At 72.1% G+C, this 16,020-nt stretch carries 11 protein-coding genes; 6 read left to right on the top strand and 5 right to left on the bottom strand.

Going from position 1 to position 16,020, the window contains the following annotated elements:
- Positions 1 to 31 precede the first annotated feature (31 nt).
- The 3 genes from ACFYO2_RS27280 to ACFYO2_RS27270 all read right to left on the bottom strand — a co-directional run bounded on the left by ACFYO2_RS27280 (position 32) and on the right by ACFYO2_RS27270 (position 5,620).
- Complete coding sequence (locus tag ACFYO2_RS27280) at positions 32 to 1,516, bottom strand: DUF5719 family protein (RefSeq protein ID WP_388354182.1); 1,485 nt, start codon at positions 1,514 to 1,516, stop codon at positions 32 to 34.
- A complete protein-coding gene (locus ACFYO2_RS27275) occupies positions 1,513 to 5,169 on the bottom strand; it encodes a glycosyltransferase (protein ID WP_388354179.1) in 3,657 nt (1,218 codons plus the stop codon). Before ACFYO2_RS27275 ends, ACFYO2_RS27280 begins: the two co-directional genes overlap by 4 nt.
- Before the next feature lie 187 nt (positions 5,170 to 5,356).
- Positions 5,357 to 5,620, bottom strand: a complete 264-nt coding sequence (locus ACFYO2_RS27270; protein ID WP_010034659.1) for a WhiB family transcriptional regulator — start codon at positions 5,618 to 5,620, stop codon at positions 5,357 to 5,359.
- Between the two features lie 672 nt (positions 5,621 to 6,292).
- On the opposite strand from ACFYO2_RS27270, the gene ACFYO2_RS27265 reads away from it, so the two are divergent.
- From ACFYO2_RS27265 to ACFYO2_RS27250, 4 genes are all read left to right on the top strand, one after another.
- On the top strand, positions 6,293 to 6,805 hold the full coding sequence (locus ACFYO2_RS27265) for a cysteine dioxygenase (protein ID WP_388354177.1): 513 nt from the start codon (positions 6,293 to 6,295) through the stop codon (positions 6,803 to 6,805).
- A 114-nt stretch (positions 6,806 to 6,919) separates the two neighbouring features.
- On the top strand, positions 6,920 to 7,879 hold the full coding sequence (cofD, locus tag ACFYO2_RS27260) for a 2-phospho-L-lactate transferase (RefSeq protein WP_388354174.1): 960 nt from the start codon (positions 6,920 to 6,922) through the stop codon (positions 7,877 to 7,879).
- A gap of 71 nt (positions 7,880 to 7,950) precedes the next feature.
- Positions 7,951 to 9,261, top strand: a complete 1,311-nt coding sequence (locus ACFYO2_RS27255) for a coenzyme F420-0:L-glutamate ligase (RefSeq protein ID WP_388354241.1) — start codon at positions 7,951 to 7,953, stop codon at positions 9,259 to 9,261.
- Between the two features lie 128 nt (positions 9,262 to 9,389).
- A complete protein-coding gene (locus ACFYO2_RS27250; RefSeq protein ID WP_388354171.1) occupies positions 9,390 to 10,400 on the top strand; it encodes a DNA-3-methyladenine glycosylase family protein in 1,011 nt (336 codons plus the stop codon).
- A 69-nt stretch (positions 10,401 to 10,469) separates the two neighbouring features.
- Here the strand turns inward: ACFYO2_RS27250 and ACFYO2_RS27245 are convergent, their stop codons facing one another.
- Together ACFYO2_RS27245 and ACFYO2_RS27240 are read right to left on the bottom strand one after the other, a co-directional pair.
- On the bottom strand, positions 10,470 to 11,552 hold the full coding sequence (locus ACFYO2_RS27245) for a sugar phosphate nucleotidyltransferase (RefSeq protein ID WP_388354168.1): 1,083 nt from the start codon (positions 11,550 to 11,552) through the stop codon (positions 10,470 to 10,472).
- Between the two features lie 177 nt (positions 11,553 to 11,729).
- Complete coding sequence (locus ACFYO2_RS27240; RefSeq protein ID WP_388354165.1) at positions 11,730 to 13,334, bottom strand: peptidoglycan recognition protein; 1,605 nt, start codon at positions 13,332 to 13,334, stop codon at positions 11,730 to 11,732.
- Positions 13,335 to 13,466: 132 nt separating this feature from the next.
- Between ACFYO2_RS27240 and ACFYO2_RS27235 the strand changes: the two genes are divergently transcribed.
- Positions 13,467 to 14,222 (top strand): TIGR03089 family protein, encoded by a 756-nt coding sequence (locus ACFYO2_RS27235; RefSeq protein ID WP_388354162.1) that lies wholly within the window; start codon positions 13,467 to 13,469, stop codon positions 14,220 to 14,222.
- Between the two features lie 373 nt (positions 14,223 to 14,595).
- A complete protein-coding gene (locus ACFYO2_RS27230) occupies positions 14,596 to 15,846 on the top strand; it encodes an LCP family protein (RefSeq protein WP_388354238.1) in 1,251 nt (416 codons plus the stop codon).
- Positions 15,847 to 16,020 lie beyond the last annotated feature (174 nt).

The raw sequence follows: 16,020 nt of genomic DNA, 5'->3' as shown, positions 1-16,020 counted from the left end.
ACCGCCCGCGGATCGCGCGGCCCGCCCCCGCCTATTTCTGCAATACCGACAGGTCCTGGTCCGCCTCCGGTACCGCCACGGTTCCCCGGTCGTCCGGGAGCGTCTGGATGGTGAAGCCCCGGACGCCCTCCTCCGTGGCCGTCAGGGTCCGCGACGCGTAGACCGGGCCGCCGGAGATCGGCTCGACGGTCAGGGCGTACGTGCCCTTCAGGCCGCTCGGGGTCGGGGCCTCGACGTTCTCGGTCGTGCCTGCCTTGATCGTGTACGTCTTCGAGACGGCCGTACCGCCGTCGCTGCCCGCCGACGCGGTGACCTTGACCTTCGCGGCCCCGACGGGTGCCACCAGGGAGAGGGTGGTGCCCTTGGCGCTGTTGTCGGCGGACGTCGCGCGCGTGCCGACCGGGCGGGTGGCCGGGATGAACGCCGTCTCCTGTTTCGCCCCCTTGCCGCGTACGACCCGCAGGGCGGCGACCACCGGCACGGACTGGTCGGTGGGGGTCAGGATCAGGGAGCCGGCCTCGCCACGGGTCAGGTCACCGAGGTCGACCGCGGTGGTCATGCCCGCCTTGACGTGCAGTGTCTCGTTGCCGGCCGGCGTGATCTCGCCGGTCGGCGAGGAGAGCCGCACCTTCAGGTCGGCGTCGGAGTCGCCGGGTGTGAAGGCGACCAGCCGCACCGCGGTGGCGTCCTTGGGGATGCCCGGCAGGACGAGGCTGCCCGTGGGGTCGGTGGACGCGGCCAGCCAGTCGCCGCCGAGCTTGTCGTCCAGGGCCTGTACGGCGGCGCCCAGGCGCCCACTGCGGACGTTCACATGGACGGTGAGGTTCTCCTGCTTCTCGTCCGTGAGCGTGGACAGCAGCACCGGCTCGCTGGAGTGCGGCTGGACCGTGAGGCCCTCCCCCACCGTGGAGTCCAGGGCGCCGTCCTTGCCGTAGAGCTCGATGTCGACGACGGCCGCGGAGTCGTCCGGGTTGGTCAGGTGCACGTAGTCGGTGCGGTCGGCGGCCGTGCTGGCGCCCGGGAACCAGAACTCCGTGTCCGGTGCGGTGCAGTTGACGCCCTGGAGACCGCGGCCGGTGCCCGCGGCGACCTCGGTGGTCTCCTGGACCGTCCAGCCGGGCGCGAACCTGCCCTCGGCGGTGCCGACGAGCGCGGGCGAGTTGCCGCCCGAGGCGTCCCCGGTGACCGGGGTGCCGGGCTCCTTCGGCGTCAGGACCGGCTTGTCGGCCTTCTTCTTCCCTTTGCCCTGCGCCGAATGGTCCGTGGCGGGCCGGAGTTCGGCCTTGCCGTCGTTCTCCGCGCCCTTCGTGACAGGCGTGTACGACGTGTACGACGTGTCCGCGAGGTCGGAGATGCTGGGCGCCGGGCACAGCAGGCTGGTGCGCTCCACGGGCAGTACTGCGGCCGCCTCGGCGGTGTCCTTGCCGGCGGCGTCCGGTGTGGTGAGTGTGGCGAACCCGGTGATTGCGGCGAGCGCGGCGGTGCCGGCGATCAGGGACAGGGTGGTGCGGTTCACTGCTGACTCCCGTCGGGGCGCTCACTGCCGTCGCCGTGCGATTGCGGCGCGTTCGGGTCGTACGCCGGGTCGTAGCCCTGCTGGTCGTACTGCCCGCCGTATCCCTGGTCGTAGGGCGCCTGTTGGGGCCGGCCGCCGTGCGCGTACGGGTCGTACTGGCCGCCCTGGTACGGGTCCGCCTGGTAGGGCTGCTGGTCGTATCCGCCTGCCGGGTACTGCTGTTGGGCGCCTTGGTACTGCTCGCCGTAGTCGGCGCCGTACTCGGTGCCCGCGTAGCTCGGGGTGTCCCACTGACCGTAGGACTGCTGCTGCGGGACCGCGGCGGGGGCCTCATTCGGAGGAGGAGGCGTGAACTCGTCGGGCCGACCGCCTTCTTCGGCTTCGGCCTGGGCGCGCAGGCGGCGCGCGCGGCGGCCCTCGCCGGCGACGGCCTGGGCGGGGACGGCCGGCTCCTCGGGGAGGTCGTCGTCGATGTCCCGGCGGCGGCCGGGCAGGGCGAGGACGACCAGTACGAGGGCGAGGGCGCCCTGGGTCCACAGCCAGGCGGTGTGGGTGATCGGGTCGTCGAAGGTGACGTCCAGTTTCCCGCCGGAGGCGGGGAGTCGGAAGCCCTGGGCCCAGCCGTCGAGCGTGGTGCGGGTGAGTGGCGTGCCCTCCAGGGTGGCCGTCCAGCCCTCGGTGGCGGTGTCGGCGAGACGCAGGACGCGGCCGTCGGCGCCGGAGGGGATCGTGGTGTGGATCTCGACGGGGCCGGCGGCGACGGGCTGCGGATCACCCGACGTGGGGACGATCGTGGCGCGCGCGACCTCCTGGTCGACCCGCCACAGGCCGCTGCCGTCCTGCTGGCTGAGCCGGGACAGGCCGGGTGTGGCGTCCAGGACGCGAGTCACCTCGCGGGGCGCGCCCTTGTGGACGAGGACATAACGCACGGCGAACTTGCCGAGCTGGTCGGCCTGATCGGCGCCGGAGCCGGCCACGAGGTTGGCGACGATCTTGTCGAGGCTGCTGTTCTCGCCGTCGGCCGCGGTCAGTTCGGCGTCCCCGAGGCGGGCGCCGGAGCCGCGCACCAGCATGTAGCCGACATGGGCGGCGGAGTCGCTGTCGAGGACGAGGGTGCGGGCCTGGTCGCGGGTGCCGCTCTCCTCGGCGACGAACGCGGGCACCTGCACCGGGTCGCGGCGCTCCAACGGGCCGTCGGCGCCACCGATCATCCAGCCTGCGGCGACGAGCAGCGGGCCCGCGGCCGAGGCGAAGGCGATCAGGGCGGCCACCGGCTGGCGCCAGCCGAAGCTCTGTTCGGCCACACGCGCGCGTGCCCCGTCGGCGCCCAGGACGGCGGCGGAGAGGAGGCCGAGGCCGTACACGAGGGTCGCGGGGCCTGCCCAGGTGGAGGCGTTGGACAGGACGGCGAAGACGAGGCCCACCAGCGCGGCGGCCCAGGCCGTCCAGACCCCGAACTGTCGCTCGGAGCGCAGCAGCGCGGCCAGTGCGGCCAGGACGACGCCGATGAGCATCAGCCCGCTGACCGTGCCGGGACCGCCGGGGCTGATGCCGAGCAGGTCGAGGGCGGAGGCCGTCGAGGCGCCGTACTCCAGGCCGGCTTCCTGGAAGAAGCCGAAGGGGAGGAGGGACAGCGACCACGGGGCGAGGATCAGCAGGGGCGTGCCGAGCTGGGCCAGGAAGCGCAGGCCGTAGGCGGTGATCTCGGCGCGGCGCACGGCCAGCAGGCCGATGCCGAGGATGAGCGCGATGGGCCACACGATCGGCGTGAATGCCGTGGTGACGGTCAGCAGCAGGGCGTACGCCCAGGTGGCGCGCCAGCTGCCACGCGCGCCGGAGCTGTGCGCCAGGCCGCTGGCCGCGACGCCCGCGCGCGCCATGAGCGGCAGCAGGATGGCCAGGACGGCGGTGCCGATGCGGCCGCCGGCGAGGGCGCCGGTGGCGGCGGGCAGGAAGGCGTAGACGACGGCCGCCCACGCGCGCAGGAGGCGCGACTCCACGAGTGGGCGGGAGGCGAAGTAGGCGGCGAATCCGGCCAGCGGCACCGAGCAGACCATCAGGACGGTCACCGCGAGGCCGGTCGAGCCGAACAGCACGGACGCGAACATCGCGACGAGCGCGAGGTACGGCGGGGCGGACGGGGTGCCTCCGGCGCCCACCGCGTGCCAGGCGTCCAGGTAGCGCGACCACAGCTCGCTCGAGTCGGCCGGGGCGGGCAGCAGGGCGCCGCCCGCGAGCGCGCCGCCGCCGAGGAGGGCGCGGCACGCGACCAGGGAGACCAGCAGCAACACCAGGAAGAGCACCGGGCCGGGCTTGCGGGCGATGCGCTTGATGCGGACGAACTGCTCGACCTCCAGGAAGTCGGCGTCGTCGCCGCCGGGCCCGGACTCGACCGCGCCGCCGTGCCGGCCCGCCCCCGAGGTCGCCTCGGGGTCGGAGCTGCCGAAGAGGCTGCCGGCGGCCTGCTCGACCGTGGCGCGGACGGTCGCGCCCGGCGGCGGGAACAGCGGCCGCAGCTCGTCCTTGTCGACGACAGGACGGCCGCGCCTGCGGCGCCCGGCGAGGATCCGCTCGGGCCGCAGCAGGGTGCCCAGCAGGCCGCGGATCTCGTCGACGGCCTGTCCGGGGACCTTGCCGACGAGGTAGGCAACAGTCCGCAGGAGGGTGCCGAGGACGAGGCGCACCAGGACCCAGGGCAGCACGGCCGTACGCGTATTGACGAGCAGCGTGTAGACGGCGCCGGCCTTGTCGACCTTGTGCGGGGAGGCGGTGGTGCGGCCCGCGCAGTCGACGGTGCGGCGCTCGCGCGAGGCCGCCTCGGCGTGTCGTACGACGGCTTCCGGGGCGATCAGGACGCGGTAGCCGGCCGCGTGCGCGCGCCAGCACAGGTCGACGTCGTCGCGCATCAGGGGCAGGCGGCGGTCGAAGCCGCCGAGCTGCTCGAAGACGTCGCGTCGGATCAGCATGCCGGCGGTGGACACGGACAGCACCGGCCGGACGTGGTCGTGCTGGCCCTGGTCCTGTTCGCGGCGGTCGATGCCGGTCCAGCGGCGGCCGGAGTGGGCGATGCTGACGCCGACCTCCAGCAGCTGCCGGCGGTCGTACCAGCCGCGGAGCTTGGGGCCCACGACGGCCACGTCGTCCCGGCCCAGTTCGTACTCGGTGTCCACGACCCGCAGCAACTGGGCCAGGGCGTCGGGTTCGGGGGCGCAGTCGTCGTGCAGCAGCCACAGCCACTGCACCGGATCTCCGTGCGGGAGCTCCGGTAGGTCGTAGGCGTCGTCGCGCCAGGTACGCGTGACGGGGTCCCAGCCGCTGGGCCGCTTCAAGTACGGCAGGTCGTCCGGGGTGAGGACGGGAGCCATGCGGCCAGCCTCCTCGACGGCCTGGCCGAAGCCGGTGCGCCGGGCGAGGTGCAGCACGCGGTCGGCGCCGAGGGCATGGGTGACCAGCTGGGCGGAGTCGTCCGCGCTGCCGGTGTCGGCGCCCATGGCGAACTGGACGGGGCGCTCCTGGCCGAGCAGCCCGGCGAGCGCGTCGGGCAGCCAGCGGGCGCCGTCGTGGGAGACGAGGACCGCGGTCACCACATGACGCGGAAACTCAGGTGTGGCAGCGGTGTCTTGCTGGGCTGCCGTGTGGCTGTGCACGGACATCGAGGTACGGGCCCCGGTTCGGTGGACTGCGGTGGACGCCTGTGCCCCGAGGGGGCAGCGGGGCGTCTCGGACGAGCGCCCACACTATCGGCTGGGCATGGCGACGGCCCGCCGCCTGTGGATAACCCACCTGCGACGGGCCGCTCGTGACGTATGTGTGTGCGGACTCGAGGCATGCTCCCTCGGCTCAGACCGCGGCCTTCTTCAGTCTGCGGCGCTCGCGCTCGGACAGACCGCCCCAGATACCGAAGCGTTCGTCGTTGGCGAGGGCGTACTCCAGGCACTCGGAGCGGACCTCACAGGCGAGGCAGACCTTCTTGGCCTCGCGGGTGGAGCCGCCCTTCTCGGGGAAGAAGGACTCGGGGTCGGTCTGGGCGCACAGCGCGCGCTCCTGCCAGCCGAGTTCCTCGTCCGCGTCGTCGACCAGCAGTTGCTGCACCGTCTCGGTCATGTGCGCCCCTCGTCTGTCTTTCGCGTCCCCGTGATGTAGCCGTACCGATTTCGGCTGAACGACACGAGTGAAATTACAAGTGTGCTGCTCCGGGCGAGTCAAGCCGAGATCTGCTATTGGGCCCCTTATTCACTCTGCGGAACCAAGGCCTAGCAGAAAGTGTTCAAATCGGCATAAACCTTGACAGGCAGATGAGACCCTTGAGGGACTCCGCTCCCGCACCGCGCCTTGGGGCCTGTACGGAGAAGGACGCCCAGGAGTTCGATCTCGTTCCGAGGCTCGTGCGCCTGGTTCTGCGCCATGTGTCCCGGTGGGCGCATGAACAAACCTTTCACCTTGGAGATGAACCGGATGAGGTGAAACATGTCCCACATACCGGGCGTCGAGTTGACAGTGATGGTGTGAACCGCTGTCCTTGTGGGCATGCTCGCGAACTTGGCACTCACCTCGACCCGCTCCGCCGGGTCCCCCGGTGCTGCCCACGCTCGCTGTAGCTGTTGTTGCTGTTCCAGCTGTTGAGCCAGGCGCGCTCCGGCTGCCTCTGAGTCCATCGAGACTCGGCTGCTTGTTCCCCACGCCCGGACCAGGGCACCTCTGTCTCCCCGCGACCCGGGCGGACGGTACGTGACACCCAGCCATCCCCCACTCTCCGCCGAGGAACCACCGCACTCCATGAACAGCGACAGCGACCTCCAGATCGCCGGCGACATCCTCGAAGTCCCGCACCTGCTCCAGCCCGCGCGCGAGCACCCGGCCACCGTCGCCGAGTTCGTCGGGCTGTCCCGCTCCATCGCCGCCGACCGCGCCCAGTGGGAGCACCTCGTCCGGTACGACGCCACCACCCGCTGGTACCACCGGCTGCGCACCGGCCCCGGCTACGAGGTGTGGCTGCTGTCCTGGGTGCCCGGACAGGGCAGCGGACTGCACGACCACGGCCGCTCCTCCGGCGTCCTCACCGTGCTCGACGGCACCCTGACCGAGCGCACCGAGCGGGGCACGCGCGCGTTGGCGGCCGGGGCGCAGCGGGTGTTCGCGCCGGGGTACGTGCACGAAGTGGTCAACGACACGCTCGAGCCGGCGATAAGCCTGCACGTCTACTACCCGGGCCTGACCGAGATGCAGATGCACGCGCCCCAGTGCTCGGCCCCGGCGACGTACGACGACGTGGACGTCGTAACCGCCTGACGCACGGACGAGGCGGACGAGGCGAACGTCGTCGTGACCGCCTGACGCACGACGAGGCGGTACGTCGCCGTAACCGCCTGACGCGATGTCGTACCCGCCTGCAAGACTTGCTCCATGCGCATTGTGGTTCTGGCAGGCGGCATCGGTGGTGCCCGGTTCCTGCGTGGTCTGAAGCGGGCCGCGCCGGACGCGGACGTCACGGTCATCGGCAACACCGGGGACGACATCCACCTCTTCGGGCTGAAGGTCTGCCCGGACCTCGACACGGTGATGTACACGCTCGGCGGCGGCATCAACGAGGAGCAGGGCTGGGGGCGGACCGACGAGACCTTCCACCTCAAGGAGGAGCTCGCGGCGTACGGCGTCGGGCCCGAGTGGTTCGGGCTCGGCGACCGGGACTTCGCCACGCACATCGTGCGGACGCAGATGATCGGCGCCGGGTATCCGCTGAGTGCGGTGACCGAGGCGCTGTGCGACCGGTGGAAGCCGGGAGTGCGACTGATCCCCATGACCGACGACCGGGTCGAGACGCATGTCGCCGTCGAGGTCGACGGGGAACGCAAGGCCGTCCACTTCCAGGAGTACTGGGTGCGGCTGCGGGCTTCCGTGCCGGCCGAGGCGATCGTGCCGGTGGGCGCGGAGCAGTCGAAGCCGGCGCCGGGTGTGCTGGAGGCGATCGCCGAGGCGGACGTGGTGCTGTTCCCGCCGTCCAACCCGGTCGTCTCCATCGGCACCATCCTCGCCGTGCCCGGCATCCGGGAGGCGATCGCCGACGCCGGGGTGCCGGTGGTGGGGCTGTCCCCCATCGTCGGGGACGCGCCCGTGCGCGGGATGGCCGACAAGGTGCTCGCGGCGGTGGGCGTGGAGTCGACGGCCGCGGCGGTCGCCGAGCACTACGGCTCGGGGCTGCTGGACGGCTGGCTGGTCGACACCGTGGACGCGGGCGTGGTGGACCGGGTGAAGGCCGCCGGGATCCTGTGCCGGGCCGTGCCGCTGATGATGACCGACGTGGACGCGTCCGCGCAGATGGCGCGTGAGGCGCTGGTGCTGGCCGAGGAGGTGCGGGCGGTTTGAGCGGCGAGGCGCATGAGGGGGCACCGGGCGGGGCGGCCACGACCGACGGTGGCGACGGCCCGGCGGGCGGTTTGAGCGGCGTACCTGTCGACGGTTATCGGGTCTGGGCCGTGCCCGGGCTGCCCGAGGTGCGGCAGGGGGACGATCTCGGCAAGCTGATCGCCGCCGCGGAGCCGGATCTGGTGGACGGGGACGTGCTGCTCGTCACCTCCAAGATCGTGTCCAAGGCGGAGGGACGGATCGTCGAGGCGGTCGACCGGGAGGCCGCGATCGACGCCGAGACCGTGCGGGTAGTGGCCAGACGCGGAGCGCTGCGGATCGTGGAGAACCGGCAGGGGCTCGTGATGGCCGCCGCCGGGGTCGATGCCTCCAACACCCCTTCGGGGACCGTGCTGTTGTTGCCGGAGGATCCGGACGCGTCCGCGCGGGCGATCCGGGAGGGGCTGCGGGACGCCCTCGGGGTCGACGTCGGGGTCGTCGTGACGGACACCTTCGGACGGCCGTGGCGCACGGGCCTTACCGATGTCGCGATCGGCGCCGCCGGCGTGCGCGTGCTCGACGATCTGCGCGGGGGCACGGACGCGTACGGCAATCCGCTCAGCGCGACGGTCGTCGCGACGGCGGACGAACTGGCCGCGGCCGGTGATCTCGTCAAGGGCAAGGCCGCCGGGCTGCCCGTCGCCGTGGTGCGCGGGCTGTCGCACGTGGTGGCCGACGATCACGGGGAGGGGGCACGGGCCATGGTGCGCGGCGCGCGCGACGACATGTTCCGGCTGGGGACCTCGGAGGCGGTACGGGAAGCGGTCACCCAGCGCCGTACCGTACGGGCCTTCACCGACGAGCCCGTCGACCCGGGAGCCGTACGACGGGCCGTGGCCGCGGCGGTCACGGCGCCGGCGCCGCACCACACGACGCCCTGGCGGTTCGTGCTGCTGGAGTCGCAGGCCGCCCGGACCGAGTTGCTGGACGCCATGCGCGACGCCTGGGTCGCGGATCTGCGGCGGGACGGGAAGAGCGAGGCGTCGATCGGCAAGCGGGTGCGCCGGGGAGATGTGCTGCGGAACGCGCCGTATCTCGTGGTGCCGTGCCTCGTGATGGACGGGTCGCACACGTACGGCGATCCGCGGCGGGACGCCGCCGAGCGGGAGATGTTCGTGGTCGCCGCGGGGGCCGGCGTGCAGAACTTCCTGGTCGCGCTGGCCGGGGAGCGGCTCGGGTCGGCGTGGGTGTCGTCCACGATGTTCTGCCCGGACGTCGTGCGGGAGGTGCTGGGGCTGCCGGAGGGGTGGGATCCGATGGGGGCCGTCGCGGTGGGGCAACCGGCGGAGGAGCCCCGGGCTCGGCCGGAGCGGGAGGCCGGGGCGTTCATCGAGGTGCGGTGAGCCTGGTCGCAGTGCGGTGAGCCGACTCGAGGTGCGGTGAGCCTGGTCATACGGACGCTGTGGCGTCGTACGGCCGCCTAGTCTCGTAGGGCAGCCAGGACACCTCCGACTTCCCCGGGACTTCATTCGTGGCAGGACGTTTCGCTCCTCGGCCCACGCGTACGACTGTGCGCGGTGGGGAGGTCGGCGTGCCCGCGGCGCGCGGTGTGCCGCGGCAGACCGAGGCACCGGGGCTCGTGCGGACGTACGTGCCGGACGGACCGCTCGACCTCGGGCTGGTGCTCGGGCCGCTGCGGCGGGGACCCGGGGATCCGACGTTCCGGGCGATGCCGGACGGGTCCGTGTGGCGGGCCAGTCTTACGCCTGCCGGGCCGGGGACCCTGCGGGTCGCCGCGGTGGGTGGTGCGGTGCGCGGGGAGGCGTGGGGGCCGGGGGCCGAGTGGCTGCTGGAGCGGTTGCCGGCGATGTTGGGGGCCGACGACGATCCGACCGTGTTCGCTCCGCGGCACCGAGTGGTGGCGAGGGCGTGGCATCGGCGGCCGGGGTTGCGGTTGACGCGGACCGGGCTGGTGCTGGAGTCGTTGATCCCGTCGATTCTGGAGCAGAAGGTCACGACCGATGAGGCGTACCGGGCGTGGCGCTCGCTGGTGCGGAAGTTCGGGGAGCCGGCGCCGGGGCCTGCGGCGGGTGGGCGGCTGTGGGTGATGCCGGCGCCTCGTACGTGGGCGTTGATTCCGTCGTGGGAGTGGCATCGGGCGGGGGTCGACAACAAGCGGGCGTCGACGATTCTGCGGGCCGTTCGGGTGGCGGGGCGGATGGAGGAAGCGGTACGGATGACTCCGGCTCAGGCGCAGGCTCGGTTGGAGGTTGTGCCGGGGGTGGGGCCATGGACTTCGGCGGAGGTTGTGCAGCGGAGTCATGGGGCGGCGGATGCGGTGACGGTGGGGGATCTGCATCTGCCGGGGATCGTGGGGTGGGCGCTGGCCGGGGACCGGGACGCGGATGACTCCGTGATGCTGGAGCTGCTGGAGCCCTATGCCGGGCAGCGCCATAGGGCTGCCCGGCTGATCCTGCTAGGCGGGCGCACGCCGCCTCGGCGAGCACCCCGGATGCCCCAGTGGGACATCGGGCGGTTTTGATCCCTCCCCCCGGCAGGCGAGGGGGATTCCTGACTCATGCAGCTCGGCCGTTCAGCGAACTCCTCGCCCCTACTGGTCCGAGGAGAAGCGGACCGCTCCCGCTGGGATTCGGGCGTCGCACCAGATGCGGATGCCGTCGCGGAGTTCGTTGTCGGGGCCGATGACGGCGCCGTCGCCGATGACCGTGCCGGTGAGGACGGAGCGTTCGCCGACGCGGGCCCGGGTGCCGATGAGGGAGTCCGTGATGACGGCGCCGGGTTCTATGACGGCGCCGGGGAGGATCGTGCTGCCGAAGACGCGGGCGCCCTCGGCGACGAAGGCGCCCTCGCCGACCACCGTGCCGCCGGTGAGTTTCGCGTCGGGGGCGACCCGTGCCGTGGGCAGGACGAGGCGGTCGCCGCAGCGGCCGGGGATCGCAGGGGACGGGGCGCGGCCGAGGACGAGGTCGGCGGAGCCGCGGACGAACGCGGCCGGGGTGCCGAGGTCCAGCCAGTACGTCGAGTCGACCATGCCCTGGAGGTGGGCTCCTGCCGCCAGGAGGTCGGGGAAGGTCTCGCGCTCGACGGAGACCGGGCGGCCCTGCGGGATCGTGTCGATGACCGAGCGGCGGAAGACGTACGCCCCCGCGTTGATCTGGTCGGTGACGATCTCCTCGGGCGTCTGCGGTTTCTCCAGGAACGCCAGGACCTTGCCCGTCTCGTCCGTGGGGACCAGGCCGTAGGCGCGCGGATCGGTGACCTGCGTCAGGTGGAGGGAGACGTCCGCGGCCGTCCGCTCGTGGGTCTCGACCAGCGCCCTGATGTCCAGGCCGGTCAGGATGTCGCCGTTGAAGACGAGGACCGGGTCTTCGGGGGCGGAGTGCAGGCGGGAGGCGACGTTGCGGATCGCGCCGCCCGTGCCGAGGGGCTCGTCCTCGGTGACGTACTCGATGTGGAGTCCGAGGGCGGAGCCGTCGCCGAAGTACGGTTCGAAGACCTCGGCCAGGTAGGAGGTGGCGAGCACGATGTGGTCGACGCCCGCCGCTCTCGCTCTCGCCAACTGGTGCGTGAGGAACGGGACCCCGGCCGCGCGGACCATGGGCTTGGGTGTGTGCACCGTGAGCGGGCGCAGCCGGGTGCCCTTGCCGCCGACCAGGAGTATCGCTTCTGTCACCTGCGTCTCTGCTTCCTGCCGGGACCGGCCGAACTGTCTTTCGACCGGCCAGTGTATGCAGACCGTTGTGCGGTGCCTTCGACGGCCGTGCGGCATTCCGCCTCTGCCCCCCGACGGCGGTGAATGTGCCGTCCTACGGCGTCGTCCTACGGCTGCTCCCTCAGCCCGGCTACGGGCTTATCGGCCCTGGTAGCGGGCCGCCGTCGAGCGGGCCTTACCGAGCTTGCTGTAGAGCCGCCAGCCGGGGCAGGCCGTTGGGAAGCCGTCCCGGTGACCGGAGATCACATTCAGTCGTACGTTCTTTCCCTTGCGGTACAGATTGCCACCGCCGGACTTCAGGTATGTCTTGCCGCGCGGATTGGCGCCGTGCAGGCCGAGCTTCCATGCGGTGAGCCGGGCGATGCCCCTTACTGCGGCGGCGGACGGTTTGGTGGCGCCGTAGCTGCCGAGGACGGCGATCCCCATGCTGTTCGTGTTGAAACCCAGCGTGTGGGCGCCCAGGACCGGCTTCGCCACGCCCCCCGCACGCCCCTCGTAGATGTTTCCGCACTTGTCGACGAGGAAGTTGTAGCCGATGTCGCGCCAGCCCATGCTCTTGACGTGGTAGCGGTAGATACCGCGAATGACGGAGGGAGCCTGGGCGCAGCGGTACCCGTTGCCGGTTGCCGTGTGGTGCACGAAGGCCGCCTTGACCTTGTTCGTGTAGACGAACGCCCTCTCCCGCAGCTTCTCGTCCGCGCCCCAGCCGCGCCGCGTGATGATCCGCGGACGCGGGCCGATCTTCGGCGTCACCCGCTGCTCCCGCGTCAGCTCGGCGGCCCTGAGGCCGAACAGCTCCCGTTCGGTGTCGCTCCGGCTGAGTTCCGGGATCTCGGTGGCGCCGAGGGGAGCGAGGCCGGCGTTGGCCGCGGACGCGCGCACGGCGGCGAGAGCTTCGACCGGTTCGGCGGTCAGAGCCCGGGCACGGGGAGCGCCGGGGGCGATGTCCGGACCATCCTGGGGCGGGGCGCCCGGGGCGACGTCCAAACCTTCCTGAGACGGGGCGCCCGGGTCGACCAGTTCGAGGCGCATGCCGGAGGGGAGCGGGGAGCCGGCCCCTACCGTACGGGGGCCGCGGGCGGTCTCCTCGACGCGGTCGGCGTGGGTATCGGCGTCCGCGCGGACCCGTACCTCCACGCCGTCCGAGTCGCCCACCCACAGCGGTGCCGTCGCGCCGTGTACTCGGCCGGAGGTTCGCTCGGCGGTGTCCGGGTCGGCCGCGTGGTCGGCGTTGTGGGTCTCGACGTCCTGCCAGCCGGACCAGGTGCCGGTGTCGGCCGCGCGGGTGCGGATCTGGACGCGGCCGTGGAGTTCGGCGTTCGGGTTGTCCCAGATCACGCCGACGAGCGAGAAGTGCCGTACGTCCTGCCGGGACAGGCCCTGTTCGGCGTTCGGGGCGAGGGTTCGGTCGCGGGAGGTGAGGGGCGCGAGGGGCAGCGACTGGGTGCTGCCGGGCGCCTCCGCGGTCGGCGCCGGTCTCGCGGCCGCCTTGGCCGGCGCGCCCATCGCCGGCGCGCCCATCGCCGGCGCGCTCAGGGTCCGCGCGCTCACTGCCGACGCGCCCACCGCCCGCGCACCCACCGCCCGCGCACTCACCACCGGGGATCTCGCCGACAGCCCGGTCGCCGTGGCCGGCAGGGTCGCCGCGGCCGCGGGCGGGGTCAGCGTAAGGGCCAAGGCGGCCGCGCAAGTGACACCGATCGAGGAAGCAAGGAATCCACGCATGCCCCTGATCTTGGACATAGTCACATATATCTGTCCATCGGGGAATTGACGGACCGTCGGGCCGCGTTGCGCCGAACCGGTGGCGAACCGACGGCTATCCGCGGCCCCACCGGCCGGTGCGCGACCTGGCACCCGCGTACGCTTCTTCGGGTGAACGCCACCGATCGCACCCCTGCCGACCTGCTGCGTTCCGCGCTCGCCGCGGATCCCGGCCGCCCCCTGGTGACCTTCTACGACGATGCCACGGGCGAACGCGTCGAATTGTCCGTGGCCACCTTCGCCAATTGGGTGGCCAAGACCTCGAACCTCCTCCAGGGCGATCTCGCCGCGGGGCCCGGTGACCGGGTCGCGCTGCTGCTGCCCGCACACTGGCAGACGGCGGTGTGGCTGCTGGCGTGTTCGTCGGTGGGCGCGATCGCCGACATGGGCGGCGATCCGGCGGCGGCCGACGTGGTGGTGAGCGGGCCGGATTCCCTTGAGGCGGCGCGGGCGTGCCCCGGGGAGCGGATCGCGCTCGCCCTGCGGCCACTCGGCGGGCGGTTTCCGCAGCCGCCGGCCGGCTTCGCCGACTATGCCGTCGAGGTGCCGGGTCAGGGGGACCGGTTCGTGCCGTTCGCGCCGGTGGACCCCGAGGATCCGGCGCTGATCGCGGCCGGGCGGGGGTTCAGCGCGGCGGAGGTCGTCGAGCGGGCGCGCGCGGAGGCGACGGGGGTGGGGCTCATGGGGCCCGCGTCCCGGCTGCTGTCCGGGCTGTCGTACGACACGTGGGAGGGGTTGAACGCGGGGTTGTACGGGCCGCTGGCGACCGGGGGGTCCGTGGTGCTGTGCCGGAATCTTGACCAGCTGGGCGAGGAGGCGTTGGCGAAGCGGATCGAGAGTGAGCGGGTCACGGCTACGGCTCGGTAGGCGCCGCCTGCTCCTCGTGCACCCGGCATCGGTGCGGGCGTTCCTGGGGGTTCCCCGCCCCCAGACCTAGACCTACGCCCACCCTGACGCCCGACTCGGTCCGTCGAGAGGTGACCGCCCCCTGGGGACTCCGCCACCCAGACCCCCGTCCTACGCCCGCCCACCGCCCGACTCGGTGGGACAAGAAGCTCCCCTCGCCCCGGCTCACCGCCCGTCACCCGTTCAGCCCCCTCCACCCACACCCCGACCCTCCATCCACGCCATGGTCGTAGAGGCAGCTGCACGACACGCTCGTACGCCATGAGGGGTGGATGCCGACGTGACCGACACCGCAGGCGCGCCCTCCACGCCCTTCCGCGCGTTCGGGCCGGGGATGGGGGCCTCGGCGACCGGTGCGGGGCTGGTGCGGCGGCGTCGGCGGCGGTGGCTGCGGTGGGCCGGGGGCGCGGTCGTGGTCGTCCTCCTCGCGGCCGGCGGGGCCGGGTGGGCCGTCTACGCGAAGCTGGACGGGAACATCACGTCGGACGAGGCGGCGGCGGCCGAGCTGGCGCGGTACGAGGGGGAGCGGCCGACCTCGCTGGTGCGGGGGGCGCAGAACATTCTGGTGATCGGGTCGGACTCGCGGTCCGGGGACGAGAACCGGCGCTACGGGCGGGATTCGGGCACCGAGCGGTCCGACACCACGATCCTGTTGCATCTGGCCGCGGGGCGCGGCAGTGCCACCGCGGTGTCGCTGCCGCGGGATCTGATGGTGGACGTGCCGAGTTGCCGACGGCCCGACGGCAGCCGGAGCGAGCCCATGTTCACGATGTTCAACTACGCGTTCCAGGTCGGGGGGTCGGCCTGCACGATCCGGACCGTGGAGCGGCTGACGAACATCCGTGTCGACCATCACATCGTCGTCGACTTCCACGGGTTCAAGGACATGGTCGACGCGGTCGACGGCGTCGAGGTGTGTCTGGCCGAGCCGATCCGGGACAAGGCCGCCAAGCTGAGGCTGCCGGCGGGGCGGGTGACGCTCGACGGCGAGCAGGCGCTCGGATATGTGCGGGCCCGCAAGTCGCTGGGCAACGGCAGCGACACCGACCGGATGGACCGCCAGCAGCGGTTCCTGGGGGCGTTGGTCAACAAGGTGCAGAGCAACGACGTACTGCTGAATCCGGTGAAGCTCTATCCGGTCCTCGACGCGGCCACTTCTTCGCTGACGACGGACCCTGATCTGGCGAGCTTGCGTGGTTTGTACGAGCTTGTGCGCGGGCTGCGCGACATCCCTACCGAACGTGTGCAATTCCTTACGGTCCCGAGGGAGTCGTACGTCTACAACGCCAATCGTGACCAGCTCGTGGAGCCTGAGGCGGAAAAGTTGTTCGAGCGGCTGCGCTCGGACACGCCCGTGGAGGTCGCGGAGAACGTTCCGCGAAACTCCGGGAATCCCACGACCGGCTCGGCGGATTCGACGGCTAAAAGCCGCAATTCGGCCGAGAACGACGGGGACAGCGGCGACGGCGCGGACAGCGAGGGGGGCGGGAAGACGGGCAGCGAGCAGTCCGGTGAACCCTCTGCCGTCAATTCACCCGCGCCCACGTTCCGCGGGAACACCGCGGCCGAGGACACGTGCGCGTAAAGCGTTCACCAAGGTGAAGCACAGGCTCCCGGGTAAATGGGCGGATTGCCCAGTTGTAGTGACGTGGAATTAATCACCGGCGTCGCTCGGAACCGAACAAGGCGGTTAGTGTGAGCGGTCCGGTGCACCCGGCCATGGGTCTGTCCCGTGGTCGAGCACTGTGTGACCGAGACC

The organism is Streptomyces sp. NPDC006602, assembly GCF_042870385.1.
Taxonomy (GTDB): domain Bacteria; phylum Actinomycetota; class Actinomycetes; order Streptomycetales; family Streptomycetaceae; genus Streptomyces.
This window is presented reverse-complemented; position numbering and strand designations above follow the sequence as displayed.

Bases quoted from the DNA above. Each gene is read 5' to 3' on its own strand.
- ACFYO2_RS27275 (WP_388354179.1), bottom strand. From the start codon at position 5,169: ATGTCCGTGCACAGCCACACGGCAGCCCAGCAAGACACCGCTGCCACA.
- ACFYO2_RS27270 (WP_010034659.1), bottom strand. From the start codon at position 5,620: ATGACCGAGACGGTGCAGCAACTGCTGGTCGACGACGCGGACGAGGAA.
- ACFYO2_RS27265 (WP_388354177.1), top strand. From the start codon at position 6,293: ATGAACAGCGACAGCGACCTCCAGATCGCCGGCGACATCCTCGAAGTC.
- cofD (WP_388354174.1), top strand. From the start codon at position 6,920: ATGCGCATTGTGGTTCTGGCAGGCGGCATCGGTGGTGCCCGGTTCCTG.
- ACFYO2_RS27240 (WP_388354165.1), bottom strand. From the start codon at position 13,334: ATGTCCAAGATCAGGGGCATGCGTGGATTCCTTGCTTCCTCGATCGGT.
- ACFYO2_RS27230 (WP_388354238.1), top strand. From the start codon at position 14,596: ATGGGGGCCTCGGCGACCGGTGCGGGGCTGGTGCGGCGGCGTCGGCGG.